Here is a 23,355-nt window from a genome sequence, read left to right on the forward strand (position 1 = left end):
AGTTATCTGCCCTTCGTGAAAGAAAAGTCAGGATGAGAGGCACAAAAAGTAGGTATATGTGTCCTTCGTGAAAGGCAAGTAAAGCTGAAGGTCACAAAAAGTAGATATATATGTCCCTCGTGAAAGAAACGGAGCACTGAAGGGCACAAAACGAGCGGATATGTGCCCTTCGTGAAAGATAAAGCGGGCTGAAGGTCACAAAAAGTAGGTATATGTGCCCTTCGTGAAAGATAAGGAGAGCTGGAGGTCACAAAACGAGCGGATATGTGCCCTTCGTGAAAGATAAGGAGAGCTGGAGGTCACAAAACGAGCGGATATGTGCCCTTCATGAAAGATAAAGCGAGCTGAAGGTCACAAAACGAGTGGATATGTGCCCTTCGTGAAAGATAAGGAGAGCTGAAGGTCACAAAACGAGTGGATATGTGCCCTTCACAAAAGAAAAGTCGAGACGAAGGGCACAAAAGAAATCATGTTATACATATAAACAGTAAAAGAACTCTTATTATGTTAGCAATCGTCAGCGATTGCTTTCTTCATCATAAAACGAAAGTAAACGAACATTCAGTATGCTATACTTTTAATGAGAGATTCTGGTAATTGAAAATTGGGAGAGGAGACGGGAATAATGATGATTTCCTATAGAATAATCACAGAAGAACGTGCTGAGGACTTGCGTTTGCGTAATAAACCTTTTGATATCCTTGGTCGTTTACATGTCTCCAGATCGAATGACGAATGGATGCATTCCAGCGAATGGTTTCCGGAGAAAACAGCCATGACTTTTCCCGATGAGAACTATGACTTTAAGGAAGTCACTGCGGTAGGCTTTGCGATCGGAGCATATAGTCAAGGTGAATGTGTGGGGCTTGCGGTTTATCAAAACGACTGGGCTAAATTCATGTATTTATCTGACTTGAAAGTCAACCGAGAGTACCGTAAACAGGGTATAGCTGCAGAATTGATAAAATTAGGCAGAATAGAAGCTGAAAAAAGACAGTATAAAGGTCTTTACACGATTGCCCAGGATAACAATCTCATCGCCTGCCTGTTTTATTTGAGTCAGGGGTTTGAAATAGGGGGCCTGAATACTCACGGATACAGACACACAAAGCAAGAGCATAAGGCAGATATCTATTTATATTCAGATAATTAAAAGAAAAGAACTGCTTCCTGGATTATTTTAAAACAGCATCACCCATCAGTGCATATTAACAAGTGCAGAGAATAAACAGGTTTGGTCCTATACTAGTTACAGTGAGGTACTAGATGCAAAGAACTAATCTTAAACATCAATTGGTGTTCGATAAAGGAGATCCGTATGAGAGATAAAATAACAAATTGGCTGATTATTGGAATAATAGTGAGCGTAGTAATGATGATCGTCGGCTACTTCCTGTGGACGAATCTGGTACCGCTACAGGACATAAACAGCTATTCTCCACAGGAACTGAGAGACATTCAAAAAGAACTGGCCATCAATTACCCTCTAGGCAGTCTACTTTTGAACCTTGGATTTGTCGGGTTTTCTTCCACGCTACTCGCTCTCGTCGTGAGGAAGCTGCTGGCTTTCATTAAGAAAAAACAGTAGGGTGTCCTGTTTTGCAAAGTGACTGTTATTCGTTATTATTATAGTATGAATACTAAATCGGAGGGATAACACATGTTCAATGCATTTGAAAAGATATTTACAGTCAAAGAATCTGAAACGGCAGAAGCAGTCGGATCAGGAGGTTTGCCCGTTTTGTCCACACCTCATATGATCGCCTACATGGAAAATACGGCAATGACGTTAATGTCATCTGAGCTGAACGAGAACGACACGTCAGTAGGGATGGAGATCCATGTCCAGCATCTTGCCCCAACAGCTTTAAATAAGACAGTTTCCGTCCAGGCCAAACAGGTGGATAAAAGCGGAAAAGTCTTTACCTATGAGATAGAAGCCTATGTCGATGAAGAACTGATCGGTAAAGCTACCCACAAACGGGCGATCGTGGACAAAGAAAAATTCATGGCAAAAATAAAACCATAACTCCGAACAAACACTAGGGACAGATGTCTTTAGTGTTTTTGTGGTTTCGCAGAGTTTTAAGAAGACTTTTGGCATTAGCTCGTACTATCCGGAAGTAAATTACAACTGTCTAACAAATGTTATTTATTTAAGTATTTCAGTTGAAAACGTTTCTAAATGCTATACACTGGAGATAAGCTAAAATAAAGGAGTGTAGTGAATGGAACAAACCGTGTACACGAATTATTGGCAGAACCGACTGACTGGCGTGAAGAAAGAACATGGCAGTTACACAAGTGAAGAAGAGGCAGTTAATGGGATCAAGGCCTGGTGGGAACTTCATAAAGAAGATTACCCGCATGCTGAATACAAACGAACCAATTCTGGCGCTCTGGAAATCATATATAACGATGACGATCATTTTTATCGTGTGGAAAAACGGAAAACGGACCAGCCACTACCTAAATCAAAAGCAAAACTGAGAAATAATAATGAAGTGGCTTCCATCAGACAAAAACACGGCCTGCACGATGAAGCTTTCTTGTTTGAAGAACTGGCGGAACCATATCGCGACAGACTGATGATGGCGATGAATGACAGTAAAAAATTAAGGCAGTACACATTTGATTCAGAAGGACGACCGATAAAAAAATTGAACGATAATTAATCAGCGATAGAACTCCGGGTTTGAATACTTCCTGGAGTTCTTTTTTTGTGCTGGCCCTCATTTTTACGGAAATTCTCTCTTGAATGGTATAATGAAGATATCAATGCAAATAAATAGAGTGACGGAACAGCTAATACTAACGATTTCTAAAAAGGAGGATGAACGATGGGGAGTAATTACCAGCGTTTTATGCACGCGTTCAATGAGTTACATAATGTGATCGCAAAGAAAGTGAACCGGGATCCGGATACGAACTTTGGTGAACTGATGGGAGCAGCTGCCAAAAAACGGGATAAGGTCATCGAGAAATATGTGGATGAAATCGACTTTTACCGGGAACTCCGAAACCTGCTTACACATAACACCATAAACGGTGACGAAGCAGCAGCAGAACCCAGTGATTCGCTGATAAACGAAATCGAGAAGGTCACGGATAAAATCAGATACAGTAAACAGGCAAAAGATCTATTTTTAAAACGCGTGCGCACCTTTGATGTCAACGATCCACTCGGAAAAGTCCTGGATGTTATCAACCACGTCCGCTATACACAGTTCCCGGTGTTTGATGGTGATAAACTGGTCGGGATTTTGTCATCCATCGGAGTCACGAAGTATCTGGCGAAAGCGATGGATAAAGATATCCATGCGATAAAAAAAGCGACGGTGAGACAGATTCTACAAGTGGAAGATGAGCAGGAGTTCTATGAAGTCATTTCAGCTGAAACGTCGGTCTTTGATATCGAGGAAATATTCTCAGAACGCATCAGAGAAGGGCGGACGGCTTATGTTCTGCTCATTGCCAAAGGAGACACGATCAAAAAGAAAAGTGACCTGATAGGTATCGTCACGCCCTGGGATCTGCCAAAAGTCGTGGCGAACAAATAAACCTGTATTTAGGAGGTGAAGACGGATGTCATTAGCATCCCTAAGTTTTAGAATTGCGGCGACCATTCATGATACAAAACGGGACTGGGGACTGAAAGCAGACCCGACGATACGCGCTCATTCTGATATACAGTACGGCAAGTCAAAAAAATATAACAGTCTGGATGTCTACTATCCGAAAGGTACGAATGAAAAGTTGCCGGTGATCGTCAATTTTCACGGTGGCGGTTATGTTCACGGGCTGAAGAAGAATTATCTGCACTACGGGATGTTCCTGGCTAAACAAGGATTCGTTTTCGTCAATCCCAGCTACCATCTGGCGCCAAAGAAAAAGTACCCGACACCGCTTGAGGAATTGAATCAGGTCATGCACTGGATGGTGGCTAATCATGAACAGTATTATATAGATACATCGAACGTTTTTATCATTGGGGACTCTGCAGGCGCTCAGCTCGCTTTTCAATACAGCACGATGTATACTAATCCAGAGTATAGCAAGCTGTTCGATTTTGCACTGTCTCAGACTTTAGATATACAAGGGAGCGCATTGAACTGCGGTATGTATGAGATTTACAAGAAAATGGCCTCTTTAGATGAAGAAGGCAAAAACGCTGATCTGGAACTGGTTATCTTACTTAAAGATTACTTAGGAAAGAACTGGCAGCAGTATGAGGAACAGTTTACGATAAAAGACTTTGTCACAGATAAGTTTCCTCCAACATATCTCATGACTGCTCAATACGATTTATTGAGAGACGAAGCCCTCCCGATGTACGAAGCCCTGATAAAGCGGGGAGTTAAAGTCACGTACAAGAAATTTGGTGACCCTGGAGAAGAACAATATGGGCACATTTTCCAATGCAATATGAATCTGGAGGAAGCCAAAGAAGCAAACAAGGAACAGTGTCATTTTTTCAAATCGCTTGTTAAATAAGGAGAGCTGATCTGCCAGGAGGGACTGGTGCATCAGCTCTCTTCGTTTAGTTATTCGCCATTGAGTTTCTCTTCCCAACTCACATGCCATTCTTCGAAAGAAACTCCCTTTCCGATTTACCGATGAAGTATCCACTGATAACGATCGGCATCGAGAATAATGAAGATTGAGCCCCAAAATTCTGTCGCCTTCTCTTCAAAATCAGCAGGATAATGCATACTTTTTTATTCATGACAGGAAATAACGTATACTTAAGGTATGAATAACGTTGCGAAGGAGGATTCAGCATGTTCACTGATCAGCGCTTGACAGAAGCATATGAAAAGGCTAAAAAGGTATATTTCGATGATCAGTCACGCATCGTATTCATGAGTGATGCGCATCGGGGGGATGGCAGTCTGTCCGATGAATTTTTAAAAAGCCGTAATATATTTGTACATGCCTTGAATGAGTATTATGAAAATGGCTACACTTTCGTAGAAGTGGGTGACGGAGAAGAATTCCTGGAGTATTCCAATTTCGAACACATCAAAAATGCCCATACCGATGTCTATGCTCTAATCAAGAAGTACTTTGACAAGGACCGTTACATACGGATCTTTGGCAACCATGACATCTATCTTCAGAATCCAAGGTTCGTCGAAAAGAATTTCGGGATCAACTATGATGAATTTACAGAAGAATATTTCGATTTTCTGAAAGGAATGGAACCGCAGGAAGCAATCATCTTGAAACATCGCTATACCAGTCAGGAACTCTTTGTGATTCATGGACATCAGGGAGACGCACCCAATGACCAGTTCTGGTTCTTTACCATGCTGTCGATCAAGTTCTTCTGGCGCTTTTTCCACCGGTTCGGGATCAAAAATCCAGCCAGTCCATCAAAAAATATCAACAGACGACACAAAATCGAGAAAAACTACAGCAAGTGGATCGTTAAACATCAGCGTCCCTTGATATGTGGACACACACATCGATTCAAATTTCCGAAAGACAAAAGTGTCCCCTATTTTAATACAGGCTGCGGAATCTATCCGGCCAGTATCACAGCCATCGAGCTGACTGAAGGATGTATTCGTCTCGTTCGCTGGAAAACATATGTCAATGATACAGGCCTGTTGTACATCAAGCGGGAAACGATGAGAGGGCCGGAGCCGATCGAAGCGTTCGATACCCGTAAACCGCAGGGCGTAGTGGAGTATTTGGCTATGCGCAAAAAACAGCGTACCAAGAAATCGCGGGAAGAGCGTGCAGCGTTCAGAGAAGAACAAATGGATGAACACGAGACCCATGAAAAAACTCAGAAAGAAGAGTTACATGATCTGTAAAAAAATATCAGACAGTGAAATACCCGAAGTCGCAGAACTGCTGAGCAATGCCATTGCGGACCAATTCACTGAAGAGTCCCTTCGGTCACACCGGACAGCAAAAAAGCTGATAAATCAGAATACTTATTTATTCAGACAGAACAGTAGCTGGGAGTAAGGCCAGGCCTACACAAGGACACTAGCTGAAATTAGATACACTAAACCCAATAATAGAAGATGCCCTCTTGAAGACTGATTGAAATCGACAGCTTCAAGGGGGCATTATTTTTAAAATTAGTAAACAATCGGTCATGGAGGAGAATTCACGCTTTTTATTGCCCTTTATTTTTGCTATAGTGAATTGATGAATTAAAAATTAGTGAATAATTTGAATGAAGGAGGGAATCCAGATGAAAGAAAGAGAACATTATGGATTAAGTACAGCAGTTTCGATGATCGTTGGAATCAGCATCGGATCCGGCATATTTTTTAAATCGGATGATATATTACAGGCTACAGGTGGAAGTGTCTGGCTGGGTGTACTGGTTTTTGCGATCGGAGCCTTTTGTGTTATTTTCGGAAGCATCACCTTGTCCCAGTTGGCTAGCCGTTCGACAAAAAGAGGCGGTGTCATTTCCTATTATGAAGAATTCGTTTCTCCCCGTTTTGCAAGTGCCTTCGGGTGGTTTCAGATGCTTGTTTATTTTCCCACGATTACCGCAGTAGTCAGCTGGGTTTCGGGTATCTATACGATTTCTTTATTGAACCTGACTATGACACTGGAACTGCAGACACTGCTTGGATTCGGCTATTTAAGCTTTTTCTTTTTAATGAATTACCTGTCCTATAAAATGGGCGGACGTTTCCAGAACGTTACGACAATAGTCAAAATGATCCCCCTGATCGGTGTGGCGCTGATCGGTTTGTTCTGGACACAGGAGGCACCGGCACTGCCGCAGGATATCGTAGCGGTCGAATCAAGTGTGGTCGGCTGGGGCTTTTTAGCGGCGCTGGCACCCATTGCCTTTTCTTTTGACGGCTGGATCGTTTCAACGTCTATTACGCAGGAAGTGAAGGACCACCGCAAAACGATGCCGATAGCCTTGACCATCGGACCTCTGATCGTATTAAGTGTCTATCTGGCCTTTTTCTTAGGCATGATCGCCATTGTTGGTACAGAATATATTCTTTCTGCCGGCGATCAGGCCATCAGCCAGGTCGGCAACTCGATCTTCGGGGCGAGCGGAGAAAAAATCCTGCTGGCATTCGTACTCATTGCTATATTAGGTGTGGTGAACGGGGTATCTCTTGGTTACATCCGCCTGCCGCAGACACTGGCGTCCAAAAACATGGTGCCGTTCAGTGACAAGATCACACAGATCAGTGATAAAAAAGGTCTGTCTCCTTATGCGGCTTTGACAGCGTATCTGATCACCGTCTTCTGGCTGGCTGTCCATTATCTGACACAGCGATATGATGTACTGGCTGGGGGAGACATCAGTGAGATCGCGATCGTCTTCAGTTATGTGGCTTATATCCTATTATATGTAAAAGTGATGGGCCTGAAAAAATCCGGCATCATCAAAAGTCCGTTTCTTGGTACCGTAGCCCCCATTTTAGGTGTGACTGGGTCGCTGGTCATCCTGCTTGGCGGTATTGTTGCCAATCCCGTATACAGTCCATTATTCCTGCTGTTCTCGGGAAGCATCTGTGTGCTCGGTTATCTTTATGGCGTCAGAGGGAATACCAGCGAGGAAGTGGAACGATGATCAAAAAAGAATTTTGTGCAGAAAATTTCACCCGTGTCCCTGAAGCAATCGAACTGGGAGCTGACCGTATCGAACTCTGCGATCGACTGGATGTCGGAGGCATAACGCCTTCTATAGAAGTGATCGAAGAGACGGTGGCCTATGCCCGTCAGCGCGGCGTCGAAGTCGTTGTCATGATCAGACCGCGCGGGGGCTCATTCATCTACAGTGAAGCAGAAAAAGAACACATGAAAAAAGAAGCAAGGCAGGCCATCGACTTGAAGGCTGACGGCGTCGTTTTCGGCTGTTTAACGGAAGACGGAGATATTGACAAGCCGATCGTTTCAGAGCTGATCCGTATTGCAGATTTCAAGCAAACCGTCTTTCATATGGCCTTTGATGCTATCCCTGAAGAAAAGCAGTTAGAGTCACTGAACTGGCTGATCGAACAAGGCTGTACCCGTATCCTGACAAGAGGGGCAGCGTCCGGATCTGCTTTAGAAAACAAAGCAGCGATCATCGACCTGATAGAAAAATCGGAGGGACAGATAGAGATCCTGCCTGGTGGAGGCTTGACGCATGAGAACCTGGAACAGGCAAGAGTAGAGATTCCGGCGACTCAGTTCCACGGCACCAAGATCGTTCCACTGCCCGGATTTTAACTTTATTTAAAAAAGTATTGACAGAGTGCTGTTAGGTCTGTTAGACTTCTAATCATTAAAGAACACCGAAAATAATGAGAAAAAAATGAGCGTTGACAAGATAAGTACAGATCAGAGCGTTATCTCAGAGAGCTCCCGTTTGGTGAAAGGGAGTATGATGATCGATTTGGAAAATGGTCTTTGAGCAGAGATAGTGAGTGGTGACATGAGCTATTTCCGGTCGCACCCGGTACAGTGCCACAGTATGCAAAAGGTCTGAGTCCTTTTAAGTACTGGGAGAGGTTGTTTTAGTGATAAAACAACGAATAAAGGTGGAACCGCGCTAACTAAACCAATTAGTCGCCCTTTTTGAGTCACAGGACTCGAAAAGGGCGTTTTTTTTATATAAAAACAGAAAGTGGAAGGAGTGAGAAGCATGATCACATTAAAAGGTATCAAAAAGACTTACGAAAATAAAGCGGGTCGCTTTGAAGCGATCAAAGAAGTGAACCTGACGATCGACAAAGGAGAAATCTTCGGTTTTGTCGGTTATTCCGGGGCCGGAAAAAGTACGCTGCTCCGGCTGACCAATGGACTGGAGCTTCCATCTGAAGGGACAGTAGAGCTAGGGGATAAGGTATTATCCGAACTGGATAAAAAAGCTATACGGAAAGAACGCCAGTCGATCGGCATGATATTCCAGCACTTCAATCTACTCTGGAGCCGGACCGTTCTGGAAAATGTAATGTTCCCGCTGGAAATCGCCAATGTCACTAAGTCTGAACGTTTAAGAAAAGCAAAAGAACTGATCCAGCTGGTTGGCCTGGCTGGTAAAGAAAACTCTTATCCCGCGCAGCTCAGTGGAGGAGAAAAGCAACGTGTCGGTATTGCACGGGCGTTGGCCAATGACCCGAAAGTCCTGCTCAGTGATGAAGCGACCAGTGCTTTGGATCCTCAGACAACAGATGAGGTCCTGGAGCTGCTAGAAAAAATCAATCGGGAACTCAATGTCACGATCATACTTATCACGCATGAAATGGAAGTCGTCAGAAAAATCTGTAACCGTGTCGCCGTCATGGACTCCGGCGTCATCGTCGAAGAAGGTTCGGTCCTTGATGTCTTCAAACATCCTAAACATCCCGTGACCCAGCGTTTTGTCAAGCAGGACCGGGAAATGGATACGAAAGAAACAAAGGAAGCCTTGAAAGAACTCCAGTCTCTGTATCCTGACGGTGATATCGTTCAGCTCCTCTTTCAAGGCGGAAGCGTGAACGTCCCGATCATCACCCAGGTCAGTCGCGAAACAGGTGTAGACATCAATATCATTCAGGGCAGCATTCAGTCGACACACGAAGTACCGATGGGAACACTGGTCGTCCAGCTTCTGGGGACTAAAGAAAAACGCCGGAGTGCCCTGGACTTATTTAAAACATATCCGATAGAAGTGGAGGTCTTGGGTCATGACGAATAATTTACCTTTAATCGCTAATATATTTTTAGAGTATTTCGACTTTGCATCCATTTCATGGGACAGGGTGTGGGAGGCTACGGAACAGACGCTGTATATGACCGTCGTATCGGTCGTTGCCGTCTTTTTCCTGGGGATTTTGCTGGGGCTGCTTTTATATGAGACGCGAAACAGCGAATCTGTCTGGGCTTCGATTTTATATAAGGTCGTCGCATTTCTAGTCAATGTGTTTCGTTCGATCCCTTTTATTATCCTGATCGTTCTATTGATACCCTTCACCAAAGCACTCGTAGGGAGTATGACAGGACCGACAGCCGGCCTGCCAGCCCTGATTCTGTCAGCCGCTCCCTTTTACGGGCGTCTAGTTGAAGCGGGACTGAGAGAAGTGGATAAAGGTGTGATCGAAGCCGCAGAAGCCATGGGCGCGAATAAATGGGAAGTGATCAGGAAAGTTTACATTCCGGAAAGCCTGCCAAATATCATTGCAGGTATCACGGTTACAGGAATCTCACTCGTCGGCTACACAGCGATGGCGGGCGTGATTGGTGCAGGCGGACTAGGGAACCTGGCCTTCTTAGAAGGTTTCCAGCGTAGCCGCCCCAATGTTACACTCGTTTCAACAGTCATCATTTTGCTCATCGTATTCGTGATTCAGTTCATTGGAGATACATGGGTAAGCAAAATCGATAAACGGTAATAAACGATAAAAATAAAAAAATAATTAAGGGGAGAATGAAAATGAAAAAAGTTAAAGGATTGGTTATTTTAGGAAGTACGTTACTGCTTGCAGCTTGCGGAAACGGCGAAGGAGAAAGTGCTGAAGAAACACAGACATTGACCATCGGCGCCTCCAATGTCCCGCATGCTGAAATATTAGAATTCGTCGCGCCTCAGCTTGAAGAAGAAGGGATCGATCTGGAGATCGAAACGTACAATGACTATGTGATCCCTAACCTGGCACTCTCTGATGGGGATCTGGATGCCAACTACTTCCAGCACGTTCCCTATTTTGAATCTCAAGTGGAAGAAAATGACTATGACTTTGCCAATGCCGGGGGTATCCACCTTGAACCGCTGGGGGCTTATTCCAACCGTCATGAGGATTTAAGCGAACTGCCGGAAGGTGCAACGATCCTGACGAGCAACAGCGTATCTGACCATGGACGTGTGCTGGGTATCCTTCAAGAAGCTGGACTGATCAAAGTGGATGAGTCAGTCGATTTAGTGGATGCCACATTTGACGACATCACTGAAAACGAGTTGAACCTGGAGTTTGAATATGAATACGATGCAGCCCTGCTTCCAACGTTATATGCAGAAGACGAAGGGGACGTGTTCTTCATCAACTCGAACTTTGCAGTGGATCACGACATCAGTCCTATCGACGATTCGATCGCTCTTGAAAACACGTCATCCCCTTATGCAAATATCATCGCTGTCCGTTCAGAAGATGAAGATGATGAACGAATCGCCAAACTAGTCGAAGTCTTGCGTTCAGAAGAAACACAGGAATTTATTTTGGAAACCTGGGACGGAGCCGTTGTACCGGTAAATGAATAAATAATCACAAACTATCCGATGTCAAAATTTTATAAATCAATAATATCAATGAATCGTTAGAGTATATACCTGGTTTTTAATAGTGACATATTTCACTATTAAAAAATGGTTAAAATATTTTTTATAAGACAATGATTTAAATTAAATTAAACAAAAAATTACTAAGAAGCCTTTATTTAAAGGCTTCTTTCTTTTTATTACCGTACACATAAATTAGAATTCAATAAATTTTGTAAGCGTTAACAACTAAATGTTGACAACGCTTACACAAACATATAAAGTTACTTTACAGACATGAATGACCATTCACCTGAACGTTCATTCATAGAAAAAAGATGATTTCACAAAGGAGAGAATCAAATGACACGATTATTAAGTGATAAGGTAGCGGTTGTTACAGGAGGAGCGCGGGGGCTCGGACAAGCGATGTGCGAAGCTTTTTCAGAGGAAGGAGCACGAGTGATCGCTCTGGATATGGGAGAGATGACTTATAACAAAGAAAATGTCGAGTACATGGAACTGAACGTGACAGACAGTGATGCATGCCAAAGTGTCTATGAGGCGATCATTGAAAAATATGGAAAAATCGATGTGCTTGTCAATAATGCAGGAATTACTAAAGATGCCTTGACTCGTAAAATGACGGAAGACCAGTGGCAGGCAGTGATCGATGTAAACTTGAACGGGGTCTTTAATCTGACCAGACACATTGGACCGCATATGGCTGAGCAGGGAAGCGGCTCGATCATTAATATATCTTCTGTTGTCGGTACATATGGCAATATCGGACAGGCCAACTATGCCGCAACCAAAGGCGCTGTTGTCTCTTTAGGAAAAACATGGGCCAAAGAGTTTGCCATGAAAGGGGCGGATGTCCGAGTCAATACGATTGCTCCAGGTTATACAATGACTGATATATTGAAAACAGTTCCTGAAGATTTACTTGATAAATTCGCTAAGATGACGATGCTTAATCGTCTCGGTCAGCCTGAAGAAATCGCCAGTGTTGCCTTGTTCTTAGCTAGTGACATGTCTTCATATGTGACAGGACAGCTGATCAGTGTGGATGGAGGAATGAGACTCTAATGAAAGAATATGAACTGAAAAAAACAGATGTGAAGACGGGTGAAACACTTGCCTACAGAACGTCTGAAACACAGGGAGAAACGGTCCTGCTCCTTCACGGTAACATGAGTTCGTCGGTCCACTTTCAGCCATTGGTGGAACAGTTGGAAAAAGACTTTAATGTTTACGCCCTTGATCTGGTCGGCTTCGGAGACAGCACGTATAATCGGCAGCTGGAATCACTGGAAGACTTCAGTCGTGACGTTCAGGCATTTATCAAGCAGCTGGATCTCAAAGACATCAATATATTGGGATGGTCTACAGGCGGCGGGATCGCTCTGGAGGTTGCAGCAGCACTCCCTGACAGGATCCGGCAAGTATTTTTACTTAATTCTGTTGGTTTGCAGGGCTATAAAATGTATAAAAAGGGGCCGGATTACAAACCGGTACTGACTGAACGCATTTATAAAAGAGAAGAGATCGAAAAAGATCCTGTTCAGGTTTTACCTGTTCTGCACGCATACAATAGCGGGAATAAAGATATGATAAAACAGATCTGGGAAGCAGCGATCTACAACCTCAATAAACCGCAAGAAGAAGACTATGAAGTATTTATCGACGCCGTAATGAAACAGAGAAACCTGGTCGATGTCGATGTATCGCTTACTCAATTCAACATTACACATGACTTTAATGGTGTTGTGGAAGGATCTGGCCGCATGGAAAATATACAAGCGCCTATCGTTATTATCCACGGAGAAAAAGACATGATCGTCCCGGTCGAAGAAGCCCATCAATCTAAGAAGTTCCTCAGTGATCAAGCCGAACTGATCATAATCGAAGATGTCGGTCATTCTATTATTACGGATGACTTAAATGAACTTACAGAAATAATAGCAAAGCATATAAAAGAATGACACAGGAGGATTTGAGATGACAAATGTAGGAATTGCAGGCATTGGTTTATACCTTCCTGAGAAAACGATGTCTGCAAAAGAAATAGCTGAAAAAACGAAAGGCAACTGGACAGAGAAAGCCGTGAGGGAAAAACTGGGAATCAATCAGATATATGTTGCTGGTGATGGTGAAGGAACACAAGAAATGGGAGCCTTGGCGGCACTCGACTTGATTGATAATACAGGAGTAGACCCTAAGGACATTGATGTAATCCTATGCTTTGGAGAAGAGTGGAAAGAATACCCGCTTACGACCTCGGCCATTTATATCCAGGACAGAATCGGAGCTGAAAATGCCTGGGGGATAGATGTACAGAATAGATGCTGCACAACGGTTACCGCATTGAAGATGGCAAAAGATATGCTGATAGCTGATGAGTCCATCGATACGGTTTTAATTGCCGGAGGATACAGGAATGGCGATTTGATCGACTACTCTGATCCGATGAATTCGATGATGTATAACCTGTCAGCCGGTGGGGGAGCGCTCCTGCTTAAAAAGGATCACGATGAGAATCTACTCCTAGGGTCACATATCATCAGCGACGGATCGCTTGCCCGGACGGCAGGCGTGGAAGTCGGAGGGATCGACAACCCTTATACAGCAGAAAATGTGGAGAACTCGAAGCGTACATTAAAATTGCTTGAACCGGTAAAAATGAAAGAACGGCTGAATGATGTTTCCATGACTAACTGGATGAAATGTATCGACCATGCTCTAGAAAAAAGTGAAATGACCCGGGAGGATATCGATTATTTGAATGTTTTGCATATGAAGCGTTCAGGGCATAAAGCAATACTTGAGGACCTGAATCTCACCCCGGATCAGACGGTTTATCTTGAGGACTACGGTCATTTAGGGCAGATCGATCAGATTCTATCACTGAAATCTGGTCTGGAACAAGGCAAAATCAAAGAAGGAACGGTTGTCTGCTCGATCGCGGCCGGTATTGGTTATGTGTGGGCAGCTGACATCATCAAATGGGGGAAAGCGGATGGCTAACTTTATTGGTGTCTTTTTAAGAAGTTTGGAATATGGAAGTTTTTACGCGTTGTCAGCCTTAAGTATCATATTGGTCTATAAGACCTCTTACACGACAAACTTTGCTCAAGCGACACTGGGTATGTTCAATACCTTCCTGGTTGCTACACTCGTGATGAGACAGGGGTGGAGCCTTTATGCAGCTATTCCCATCGGCATAGTGAGTGCAGTCATATTGGGTGTGCTGATCGATATCGTGATCATTAGACGAGCGACTAAAGCTGGGCCCGTTGGAAAGCAGATCATCACCTTAGGACTTATTTCCGTTTTTCTCGGACTGACACCCATAATCTTTGGAGTCGATAATCTCTCGCTGCCGCGGTTTGTTTCAAGCGGAACGCTGACGATCATGGGAACGCCGTTTTCCTATAATGCACTCTTCAATATCTTATTCGGGATCTTTATCATGTTGACTATGTTCGCGACGATCCAAAAAACAAAAATCGGCTTAGCTATCCGTACAACGGCATCAAATGAGACAACTGCACGGATAATGGGGGTGCCGACCAAAACAGTCACCATGGCTGCATGGGCGGTCGCAATTGTTCTCTCAATGATCAGTGGATTGATGACTGCACCTTATTCTTCCGTATCACTAACATTTATGAATGATGTACAAATCACAGCCTTTCTGGCTACAGTCGTCGGAGGGTTTGCAACCTTTCACGGTCCGGTCATAGCGGCGTATGGCATTTCAGTTTTACTGAACATTTTTCAAGTTTATATGCCAAGTGGTACGATCTGGGGCAAACCGCTGCTGTATGCTGTCCTGCTGCTGATTATGTACTTTAAACCTTACGGTATATTCGGCAAACAACGATTGAAGAAGGTGTAATGATGAAAAAAATAATCAAAAATCCTTATAGTCATTTTATCCTGCTTGGGCTGGTATTACTCACATTACCTTATCTGGCGGAAGCCGGAGCAATAAGAAACAGTACGGTTACGGTAATAGGAACGACCATCATCTACACGATCGCCGCACTTGGTCTGAACGTCCTGCTTGGTTTCTCTGGTCTGATTTCTCTGGGGACAGCCGGATTTATGGGACTGGCTGCATATATTTCAGCTTATGTCACTGAAACGATGGCTCTGCCGTTTGAAGTAGCGGTAATGGCTGCCATCGGGATACCTACGCTCTTAGGGATATTGGTCGGCATACTGTCCTTGAAGTTCGAAGGGATTTACCTTGGTATCGCTACACTGGTCGTGGCTGAGATATTAAGAGAAATCTTTATCAACGTGACTCCCTTTACAGGGGGGGCAACGGGCGCCTTGGCAGGTCGGCCGGTGCTTGCTGGCACGTTTCAATTGAATAGAATACAGACGTACTATTTGATCGTAGTCGTTATGGTACTGATCTTCATCCTGATACACAATTTGACTAAAGGCCATTTAGGAAGAGCTTTAAATGCAATGAGAGGGTCCGAAGCTGCAGCTCAGGCTATGGGAGTAAATATTTTCAAGTACCGCCTGATTGCTTTCGGGATCGCGACCGTTTTAGCCGCCGTTTCAGGTGTGCTATATGTCCACTATGTGGGACTGTCTTATCCGACGACCTGGAATCTTATGCTGTCGCTGGATTTTCTAGCCATCATCGTAGTTGGCGGGTTCCGATCGATTTTTGGGACATTCATCGGTTCATTTATCATTTTTGCAATGAGTGAATTGTTTTTGAAACCCATCCCCGCGTTAGCCAATATCACGCCACTGGTAAAAGGGATACTGATTATTATTTTTATCCTCTATTACCCAAACGGGCTTGCCAATATCAAACATCAGGTATCACACTGGCTGGTCAGACGTAAAGGGAAACGCGATGCCTTTGGCCAGACAAAAGCTGAGAAGAAAAATTTGACCCGAGCTGAGGTGAGAGAAAATGACACCGTCTAAGACGAAAGAACTGGCATTGAAGATCGAGGATGTATCCATCGCCTTTGGGGGACTGAAAGCTGTGGATAATCTCTCGTTTGCGATAGAACGCCATGAGATTTTTGGATTGATCGGGCCGAATGGCGCAGGAAAAACAACGATTTTCAACTGTATCACACAATTTTACAAGGCTGACTCCGGCAGTATCCATTTTATTAATGCAAAAGGAAAAGAAACAGACTTAATGGATCTGAGTGTACATGAAATCATTGATGAAGGCATCGTACGCACCTTTCAGAACGTGGAGCTCATTAGAGAACTCTCGATCATGGACAATGTATTGATCGGTGCGCATCATGTAATGAAGCAGCCTTTGCTGGGGCAGCTTTTTAACAGAAAAGCTATCAGGAAAGATGAAGCAGAATCCAGGGAGAAAGCAGAAAAAATATTAGCTTTCCTTGATATCGAGCATTTGAAAGACCTCATTGCAGGGAGTCAGCCGTATGGGGTTCAGAAAAAAGTAGAGATCGCTCGAACGCTCATGTCCGATCCGGAACTCATCATTCTTGACGAACCGGCAGCGGGGTTGAATGATACGGAAACAAAAGAACTGGCCATGCGTATAAAGCAGATAAGAGAAACCTACCAGACCACGATATTACTGGTCGAGCATGATATGAGGCTCGTCATGGATATCTGCGACCATATCTGTGCGATCTCGTTTGGAAAAAGAATAGCGGTGGGTACCCCTAAAGAAATCCAGTCGAATCCGGAAGTTCAGAAAGCTTATTTGGGAGAGGAGGGAGAACTTGAGTAGAGAACCGATATTGGAAATCAAAAATCTGGAAGTGCACTATGGCCCGATCCGGGCTTTAAAAGCAATCGATATCACGGTTTATGAAGGACAGGTCGTTGCACTCCTGGGCGCAAACGGTGCCGGGAAAACAACCACACTAAGGACACTTTCAGGTGTGGTCAAGCCAACTAACGGAACGATTTTATTTAAAGGGGAACGATTGGATAAACTGGCTCCAGAAAAAATCACATCCAGTGGGATCAGTCAGTCACCTGAAGGGAGGCAGATATTCGGCGACTTAACGGTAGAAGAAAACTTGAAAATAGGGGCATACATCATCAAAAGCAAAAAAACGCTGCAGGAAAATTTCAAGAAGGTGTATGGCTATTTTCCAGTCCTAAGAGAAAGAAAGAACCAGGTGGCGTCGACCCTTTCCGGTGGGGAACAGCAGATGCTGGCGATCGGACGGGCATTGATGAATAATCCGAAAGTTCTTCTTCTTGATGAACCTTCCCTTGGACTGGCTCCGCTTTTAGTTAAAGAGATTTTAGAAATAGTGAACACTATCGCAAAAGATGGTGTGACAGTCGTTATCGTTGAGCAGAATGCAGCACAGACACTGAAGATCGCTGACTATGCATATGTACTGGAAGTAGGCTCGATCAGTAAAGAAGGTGAAGCCAGTGAGTTGATGAATGACTCCTCATTGGCGGAAGCTTACTTAGGAACGGTTACAAACTAAAAATCAGACAAAAGTCTAGGAGGAAAAAACATGATGAAAGCAAAATGGGCAAGGATTTTAGGAACAGCAGCAGTTGCATTGACACTGGCCGCCTGTGGAAACGGAAACGATGATACGGATACGAGCGCTGGGGAAGATACAGGGTCTAGCGATACTGAAACAGAAGAAAGCGTAGAACCGGCACAAGGTATAACGGATAATTCCATTAAAGTAGGAAACTCGGCTGCAACCTCGGGTGCTCTAGCTCCAGTAGGTTCACCTTTTAACGCTGGTATCCGTGCATACTTTGAGATGGTCAATGATGACGGCGGCGTACACGGAAGAGAAATCGAATTTGTGCATACTGATGATGAATTCGATCCGGCGATCGGTCGTGCGGCCCTTCAAACTTTAGTGGAAGATGAAGAAGTCTTCGCACTGGTCGGTCATTTTGGTACACCTGTTATTGCAGCGACGATTGATGATATCAAAGACTATGGGATCCCTGCAGTTTATTTTGCAGCGGGTATCGGTCAGCTTTATAATGCACAAGCTGAAGGCAGTGACCGTGTAGCAATGCCGGTTCAGCCCATCTACACGACTGAAGGAGAAATGATGCTCTCCCGTGCAGTCGGTGACTTTGGGGCTGAAAAAGTCGGGGTCATCTATACAAACGATGATGCTGGCCTTGACATGCTGAAAGGTGCAGAACAGAAAGCCGAAGATCTGGGAGTTGAGCTGGTTTCTGAACAGGTGCCTGCAGGAGCCACGGATGTATCGGCAGCTGTTACATCTATAGTTAATGAAGATGTCGATTTTGTCATTGGTGCAGCCATTCAGAACACGATCCCGACGATCGTCAAAGCGCTTGTCGCTCAAGGCAGCACGGCTGATCTGATCACCTCTTATGTCAACGTTGATGCCAGCATTTCTCAGCAAATCTGGAATGACATCGATGGACAATTTGATGTTTACGGAAATGGCTGGGTAGATCTTGAATCAGAAGAATCACTGGAAAGTTTAGCTATGATGAATGAGTGGATCGATGATGAATATGATAATAATGTATACGCTATGACAGGCTGGATCGCAGGTCACTTCTTTACAGAAGGGATGGATCGCTTAGGTGATGAAACACCGACATGGGAAGCCTACCTCGATGCCATGGAATCCGAGCCGATCAATAATCCGTTTGGTGGAGAGATCGACTTCGGAGATGGACAGCGTGTAGGGACTCAAGAAATGAATCTCTCCCGCATAGAAGGCTCAACGGAATGGGTAGTTGTGGAAGAGCTGAAGAGCATTGAAGAAATTTTAGGGAATAATTAATTAGTTTGAATTACAATAGAGGGGCTAGGGAAACCTAGTCCTTTCTTGTAGCAGAGTATAAAAATCGTAAGGAAGGTGTTTATAATGGATTCAATGACTATCATCACACCAGAAGAAGCAGTGAATCTGGTAAAGTCGAATGATGAAATCGTTACGGGATTAGGCTGTTCAGAAGGGCGCAGCTTTATGGAATCCCTTCATCTGGTCGCTGACAAGGTGGAGAATGTATCGGTCACGAACTGTCTGCCTATGAATAAATTTGATTTTATGGAAGAAAAGTATAAAGATGTGTTCTTCATCAATGGCTGGTTCTATTCTCCCGCTGTCAGAGCTTTGCATAGAAATGGGAATGCCAGTTTCATACCCAACAATCTGCATTTTGCAGCCACCAAACGCTTGGCACATAAACAGCCGTCGATCTATGTCGGTGTCTGTTCAGCTGTGGATAATCACGGGTTTGTTTCGCTGTCTATGGGGAACACTTATGAAAAACGGATGATGGATGCAGCAGATATCGTGATTCTGGAAACGAACAAAAAATTCCCGCGGACATTCGGAGATGTAGAGATCCATGTTTCAGAAGTCGACTATTTCATCGAAGCCGATTACGAGGTGCCTGAACTGCCGCATGTCGATTCGAATGAGAAAGATAAGAAAATCGGACAGTATATTGCAGATTACATCAAAGATGGCGATAACCTTCAGTTTGGGATCGGCGGGATACCTAACGCCGTCGCTGCCGCCTTGTATGACAAGAAAAACTTAGGTATCCATACGGAAATGCTGACTTCCGAGATTGCAAAGCTGGCTCAAGCCGGTGTCATCAACGGTTCAAAGAAAACCCTCCATAAAGGGAAAATCGTTACGACATTCATCATGGGCAATCAGCTGCTTTATGATTTTGTAGATGACAACCCGTCGGTGATGGTCCTTGATGGTAACTATGTCAACCACCCGAGCATTATTGCTCAAAATGACAACCAGGTCTCGATCAATACGACACTGGAGATCGATCTGACCGGTCAATGTGCATCGGAGTCCATCGGTCCGATCCAGTATAGCGGGACAGGGGGACAGGCAGACACAGCACGTGGGGCACAGGACGCAAAAAACGGAAAATCCTTTATCGCCTTATATTCAACCGCTATGATCAGAAATAAAGAGACGGGTGAACGCGAAGAGAGAAGCAAGATCGTTCCGTTCCTCACACCAGGAGCAGTTGTTTCACTGCAGCGTAATGATGTGGACCATGTCGTAACAGAATATGGCGTGGCAGAATTGAGAGGGACGACGGTCAACGAACGTGTAGAGCGCCTCATTGCCATCGCTCATCCTAAATTTAGAGACGAGCTGTGGCAGCAGGCAAAAGAATTGAACATAATAGGTGGGGGATTAGATGCAATTTACGCTGAACAGCGGTAAAAAACTGTATTATGAGATCTATGGAAAAGGCGACCCTTTAGTCATACTTAACGGCATCATGATGTCTACTGCCAGCTGGAGAGAATTCGTCCAACCTTTATCGGAGCATAACCAACTGGTGCTGATCGACTTTTTAGACCAGGGACAGTCTGATAAAATGAACGATCCCTACACGCATGATCTTCAGATCGAAGCGGTCAGAGAACTGCTTTCAGAGGTCACTGACAAACCTGTCAATTTATTCGGGATTTCTTACGGAGGAGAAATCGCTATTCAGTATGCCCTGCGTTATCCAACAGCCGTAAAAAAGCTCGTTTTATTCAACACCTCGGCGGAAACCTCCTATTGGCTGGAAGAAGTAGGCAATGCCTGGAACAAAGCTACTCATGATCCCGAAGCCTATTACTTAACGACGATCCCTTTCATATACTCACCTTTGTTCTTTACGGAAAACAGAGAGTGGATGGAGAAGAGAAAAGAGATACTGCTGCCTCTATTTGGTGACAAAAAATTTATCCGTTCCATGATCCGGCTGACTGACAGTTCAGTGGGGTATGATGTAAAGGACCGATTGTCCGAACTGACCATGCCGTCACTGATCGTGGGAGCGGAGTATGATTTTGTCACTCCGTTTTACCAGCAGGAATATTTGAATGATCATATTAAGGGCTCTGAACTCATCTATGTACCGAAAAGCGGCCATGCGATCATGTACGAAAAACCGCGCTTGTTCGTGAGTATACTGAAGGGGTTTGTCAGTGATATGAAGACAAACTATGTATTATAGAAAGATCTTGATCGTTTTGTGATAAAATGATATAAATTTGATTGTTTGTTAAAGGAGAAGTACGATGAAGTATGTGAATCAACCTAAAACAGAAAAAGGCCAAGAAACACTAGATAAAATCATTCTGGAAGCAGAACGGTTATTCAGTGAGAAAGGGTACTACAAGACTTCGATCAAAGACATAACCAAAGCCGCCGAAGTAGGCATCGGGACTTTTTATATTTATTTTGAAGATAAACACAGCCTGTATCAGGCTATTCTATCAGAATACGGTCACTTTATCAGAAAAACGATCGCTGAGAGTGTAAGGACAGCTGAGACGCGTCTCGAAGCAGAACGAATGGGTATCGAAACGTTCATCCGGTTAGTCAGGAAACGCCCGTCGATGTATAATGTGATCTGGCAGGCGCTTTACGTCGACAAAAAATTATTTGTCGATTACTATACTAAATTTTCAGAAAATTATATAAAACAGATCCTGATTGCTCAGGAAAAAGGTGAAATCATAGCAGACTATGATCCAGAGGCCTTATCTTACATGCTGATGGGGATCACTAACTTCATTGGTTTAAGATATGCGATTTTTGATGATCAGACTGACCTTGATCCGATACTGGATGAAGTCATGGATATGCTGGTCAATGGAATATACACACATAATGAAAGGATGGAGTAAATGAACAAAGTATACATTGCAGGAGCTAAACGCACGCCGATCGGATCGTTTTTAGGGGCACTGAAAGATGTGTCAGCTTCAGAACTGGGAAGCTATGCGATTAAAGGGGTGCTTGAACAAAGTGGCATCAGTCATGAAGACATCGATGAAGTGGTCTTAGGCAACGTTTTGCCGGCCGGCCAGGGTCAGGGCGTTGCCAGGCAAGCCTCGATCAAAGCAGGAATCCAAGTGGAAGTACCGGCTTATTCTCTGAATATGGTCTGCGGGAGTGGACTGAAAACAGTGATAAACGCATACCTTGGTGTAAAAGCCGGGGAGTATCAAGCCATCATTGCCGGAGGGACCGAATCCATGAGTCAGGCACCTTACCTGATTCCGGGAAGCACGCGATCCGGACATAAGATGGCAGGCTATAAAGTCGGCGATCACATGCTGGACGATGCCTTGACGGATGCTTTTGAAGGGTATCACATGGGTGTAACGGCTGAAAATATTGTGGAACGCTACGGCATCACGCGTGAAGAACAGGACAGTTTTGCCATCACATCACAAAAGCGTTCGATCGAAGCGGTGGATAATGGTTCATTCAAAGACGAGATCGTTCCTGTTGAAACAAAAGTACGTCGAGAGACGGTGGTCGTGGATACGGATGAATACCCGAACCGTAAAACATCTGAAGACAAACTGAATAGTCTGCGTCCGGCCTTTAAAAAAGACGGCTCCGTCACAGCGGGCAATGCGTCCGGCATCAACGATGGGGCCAGTGCGACCTTAGTTGTTGGAGAAGAGTATATGCAAGCGAACGACTTGAAACCGCTGGTCGAGATCGTAGCCGTCGGACAAGGCGGTGTGGATCCTTCAGTCATGGGTCTGGGACCGACCCCGGCCATCAAGCAGGCAATGAAGAAAGCTGATATCACTTTTGAGGATATCGATGTGTTTGAACTGAATGAGGCCTTTGCTTCACAAAGTCTGGGCGTCATTAAAGAGATATCCGATGAATTCGGCGTCAGCAAAGAGTATATGCTTGAACGCACCAATCTGAACGGTGGTGCGATCGCTCTCGGCCATCCGGTGGGAGCCAGCGGGAACCGTATCCTGGTCACACTGATTCACATCATGAAAAAGCGCGGACTGAAATACGGTCTGGCTTCTCTTTGCATCGGCGGCGGTATGGGTGTGGCTGTTCTGGTGAAAAATACAGACGTCGAGTAAGTTATTATTGACAAGCTAACAGTTCCGCTATATCATTGAATGGACAAAACTAAATAGTCTTCAGGGCAGGGTGCAAGTCCCTACCGGTGGTATAGCCCACGAGCCGCAAGGCAGATTCGGTCAGATTCCGAAGCCGACAGTATAGTCTGGATGAAAGAAGACAGTATCAATGACATAACTATCAGTCTGAATAGTCCATGGAGGAGTGTTCAGCTAAACTGACGTTGTATTTTGAATGCCCTGGAATTTTTTATTC

The 23,355-nt window shown here is 44.4% G+C and carries 25 protein-coding genes, 1 riboswitch and 1 other annotated feature; all 25 genes read left to right on the plus strand.

Features of this window, described 5'->3' with window-relative positions:
* Window positions 1-625 precede the first annotated feature (625 nt).
* The 25 genes from BMX84_RS09240 to BMX84_RS09355 all read left to right on the plus strand — a co-directional run bounded on the left by BMX84_RS09240 (window position 626) and on the right by BMX84_RS09355 (window position 23,099).
* Entirely contained in the window at window positions 626-1,153 is a 528-nt protein-coding gene (locus BMX84_RS09240) for a GNAT family N-acetyltransferase (RefSeq protein WP_091489124.1), read from the plus strand.
* A gap of 165 nt (window positions 1,154-1,318) precedes the next feature.
* A complete protein-coding gene (locus tag BMX84_RS09245) occupies window positions 1,319-1,588 on the plus strand; it encodes a hypothetical protein (protein ID WP_091489126.1) in 270 nt (89 codons plus the stop codon).
* Window positions 1,589-1,660: 72 nt separating this feature from the next.
* Complete coding sequence (locus BMX84_RS09250) at window positions 1,661-2,029, plus strand: thioesterase family protein (RefSeq protein ID WP_091489127.1); 369 nt, start codon at window positions 1,661-1,663, stop codon at window positions 2,027-2,029.
* Between the two features lie 199 nt (window positions 2,030-2,228).
* Complete coding sequence (locus tag BMX84_RS09255; protein WP_091489129.1) at window positions 2,229-2,675, plus strand: hypothetical protein; 447 nt, start codon at window positions 2,229-2,231, stop codon at window positions 2,673-2,675.
* Between the two features lie 165 nt (window positions 2,676-2,840).
* Entirely contained in the window at window positions 2,841-3,560 is a 720-nt protein-coding gene (locus tag BMX84_RS09260) for a CBS domain-containing protein (RefSeq protein ID WP_091489130.1), read from the plus strand.
* Between the two features lie 25 nt (window positions 3,561-3,585).
* On the plus strand, window positions 3,586-4,494 hold the full coding sequence (locus BMX84_RS09265) for an alpha/beta hydrolase (RefSeq protein WP_091489132.1): 909 nt from the start codon (window positions 3,586-3,588) through the stop codon (window positions 4,492-4,494).
* A gap of 287 nt (window positions 4,495-4,781) precedes the next feature.
* Window positions 4,782-5,822 (plus strand): metallophosphoesterase family protein, encoded by a 1,041-nt coding sequence (locus tag BMX84_RS09270; RefSeq protein WP_218142365.1) that lies wholly within the window; start codon window positions 4,782-4,784, stop codon window positions 5,820-5,822.
* A complete protein-coding gene (locus tag BMX84_RS12530) occupies window positions 5,812-5,979 on the plus strand; it encodes a hypothetical protein (RefSeq protein ID WP_177165525.1) in 168 nt (55 codons plus the stop codon). The genes BMX84_RS09270 and BMX84_RS12530 overlap by 11 nt, the downstream gene beginning before the upstream one ends.
* A 232-nt stretch (window positions 5,980-6,211) precedes the next feature.
* Entirely contained in the window at window positions 6,212-7,570 is a 1,359-nt protein-coding gene (locus BMX84_RS09275; protein ID WP_177165526.1) for an APC family permease, read from the plus strand.
* Entirely contained in the window at window positions 7,567-8,211 is a 645-nt protein-coding gene (locus tag BMX84_RS09280; RefSeq protein ID WP_246119116.1) for a copper homeostasis protein CutC, read from the plus strand. Before BMX84_RS09275 ends, BMX84_RS09280 begins: the two co-directional genes overlap by 4 nt.
* Before the next feature lie 83 nt (window positions 8,212-8,294).
* Window positions 8,295-8,561 (plus strand) — a binding site (T-box leader).
* A gap of 65 nt (window positions 8,562-8,626) precedes the next feature.
* Window positions 8,627-9,661 (plus strand): methionine ABC transporter ATP-binding protein, encoded by a 1,035-nt coding sequence (locus BMX84_RS09285; RefSeq protein WP_091489135.1) that lies wholly within the window; start codon window positions 8,627-8,629, stop codon window positions 9,659-9,661.
* Window positions 9,651-10,355 carry a methionine ABC transporter permease gene (locus BMX84_RS09290; RefSeq protein ID WP_091489136.1) on the plus strand — a complete coding sequence of 235 codons (705 nt, stop codon included), beginning with the start codon at window positions 9,651-9,653 and terminating at the stop codon, window positions 10,353-10,355. Before BMX84_RS09285 ends, BMX84_RS09290 begins: the two co-directional genes overlap by 11 nt.
* Window positions 10,356-10,390: 35 nt before the next feature.
* Window positions 10,391-11,218 carry a MetQ/NlpA family ABC transporter substrate-binding protein gene (locus BMX84_RS09295; protein WP_091489138.1) on the plus strand — a complete coding sequence of 276 codons (828 nt, stop codon included), beginning with the start codon at window positions 10,391-10,393 and terminating at the stop codon, window positions 11,216-11,218.
* 360 nt (window positions 11,219-11,578) lie between these two features.
* Window positions 11,579-12,304, plus strand: coding sequence for a 3-oxoacyl-ACP reductase FabG (gene fabG / locus BMX84_RS09300; protein WP_091489140.1), 726 nt, complete (start codon window positions 11,579-11,581; stop codon window positions 12,302-12,304).
* Window positions 12,304-13,200 carry an intracellular short-chain-length polyhydroxyalkanoate depolymerase gene (gene phaZ, locus BMX84_RS09305; RefSeq protein WP_091489142.1) on the plus strand — a complete coding sequence of 299 codons (897 nt, stop codon included), beginning with the start codon at window positions 12,304-12,306 and terminating at the stop codon, window positions 13,198-13,200. Before fabG ends, phaZ begins: the two co-directional genes overlap by 1 nt.
* A 16-nt stretch (window positions 13,201-13,216) precedes the next feature.
* Window positions 13,217-14,242: a 3-oxoacyl-ACP synthase gene (locus tag BMX84_RS09310; RefSeq protein WP_091489144.1), complete on the plus strand. Its 1,026-nt coding sequence runs from the start codon at window positions 13,217-13,219 to the stop codon at window positions 14,240-14,242.
* A complete protein-coding gene (locus BMX84_RS09315) occupies window positions 14,235-15,116 on the plus strand; it encodes a branched-chain amino acid ABC transporter permease (protein ID WP_091489145.1) in 882 nt (293 codons plus the stop codon). Before BMX84_RS09310 ends, BMX84_RS09315 begins: the two co-directional genes overlap by 8 nt.
* A gap of 2 nt (window positions 15,117-15,118) precedes the next feature.
* A complete protein-coding gene (locus tag BMX84_RS09320) occupies window positions 15,119-16,174 on the plus strand; it encodes a branched-chain amino acid ABC transporter permease (protein WP_177165528.1) in 1,056 nt (351 codons plus the stop codon).
* A complete protein-coding gene (locus BMX84_RS09325; protein ID WP_091489150.1) occupies window positions 16,161-16,970 on the plus strand; it encodes an ABC transporter ATP-binding protein in 810 nt (269 codons plus the stop codon). Before BMX84_RS09320 ends, BMX84_RS09325 begins: the two co-directional genes overlap by 14 nt.
* 7 nt (window positions 16,971-16,977) lie before the next feature.
* Complete coding sequence (locus tag BMX84_RS09330) at window positions 16,978-17,691, plus strand: ABC transporter ATP-binding protein (RefSeq protein WP_091489186.1); 714 nt, start codon at window positions 16,978-16,980, stop codon at window positions 17,689-17,691.
* 30 nt (window positions 17,692-17,721) lie between these two features.
* Window positions 17,722-18,999 (plus strand): ABC transporter substrate-binding protein, encoded by a 1,278-nt coding sequence (locus BMX84_RS09335; protein WP_091489152.1) that lies wholly within the window; start codon window positions 17,722-17,724, stop codon window positions 18,997-18,999.
* An 84-nt stretch (window positions 19,000-19,083) separates the two neighbouring features.
* Entirely contained in the window at window positions 19,084-20,421 is a 1,338-nt protein-coding gene (locus BMX84_RS09340) for an acetyl-CoA hydrolase/transferase family protein (RefSeq protein WP_091489154.1), read from the plus strand.
* A complete protein-coding gene (locus tag BMX84_RS09345; RefSeq protein WP_091489157.1) occupies window positions 20,396-21,208 on the plus strand; it encodes an alpha/beta fold hydrolase in 813 nt (270 codons plus the stop codon). Before BMX84_RS09340 ends, BMX84_RS09345 begins: the two co-directional genes overlap by 26 nt.
* A 64-nt stretch (window positions 21,209-21,272) precedes the next feature.
* Window positions 21,273-21,884, plus strand: a complete 612-nt coding sequence (locus tag BMX84_RS09350) for a TetR/AcrR family transcriptional regulator (RefSeq protein ID WP_091489159.1) — start codon at window positions 21,273-21,275, stop codon at window positions 21,882-21,884.
* Window positions 21,885-23,099 carry an acetyl-CoA C-acetyltransferase gene (locus BMX84_RS09355; RefSeq protein WP_091489162.1) on the plus strand — a complete coding sequence of 405 codons (1,215 nt, stop codon included), beginning with the start codon at window positions 21,885-21,887 and terminating at the stop codon, window positions 23,097-23,099.
* A 52-nt stretch (window positions 23,100-23,151) separates the two neighbouring features.
* A riboswitch (FMN riboswitch) is annotated at window positions 23,152-23,265 on the plus strand.
* Window positions 23,266-23,355 lie beyond the last annotated feature (90 nt).

This window comes from Alkalibacterium putridalgicola (assembly GCF_900109825.1).
GTDB lineage: Bacteria > Bacillota > Bacilli > Lactobacillales > Carnobacteriaceae_A > Alkalibacterium > Alkalibacterium putridalgicola.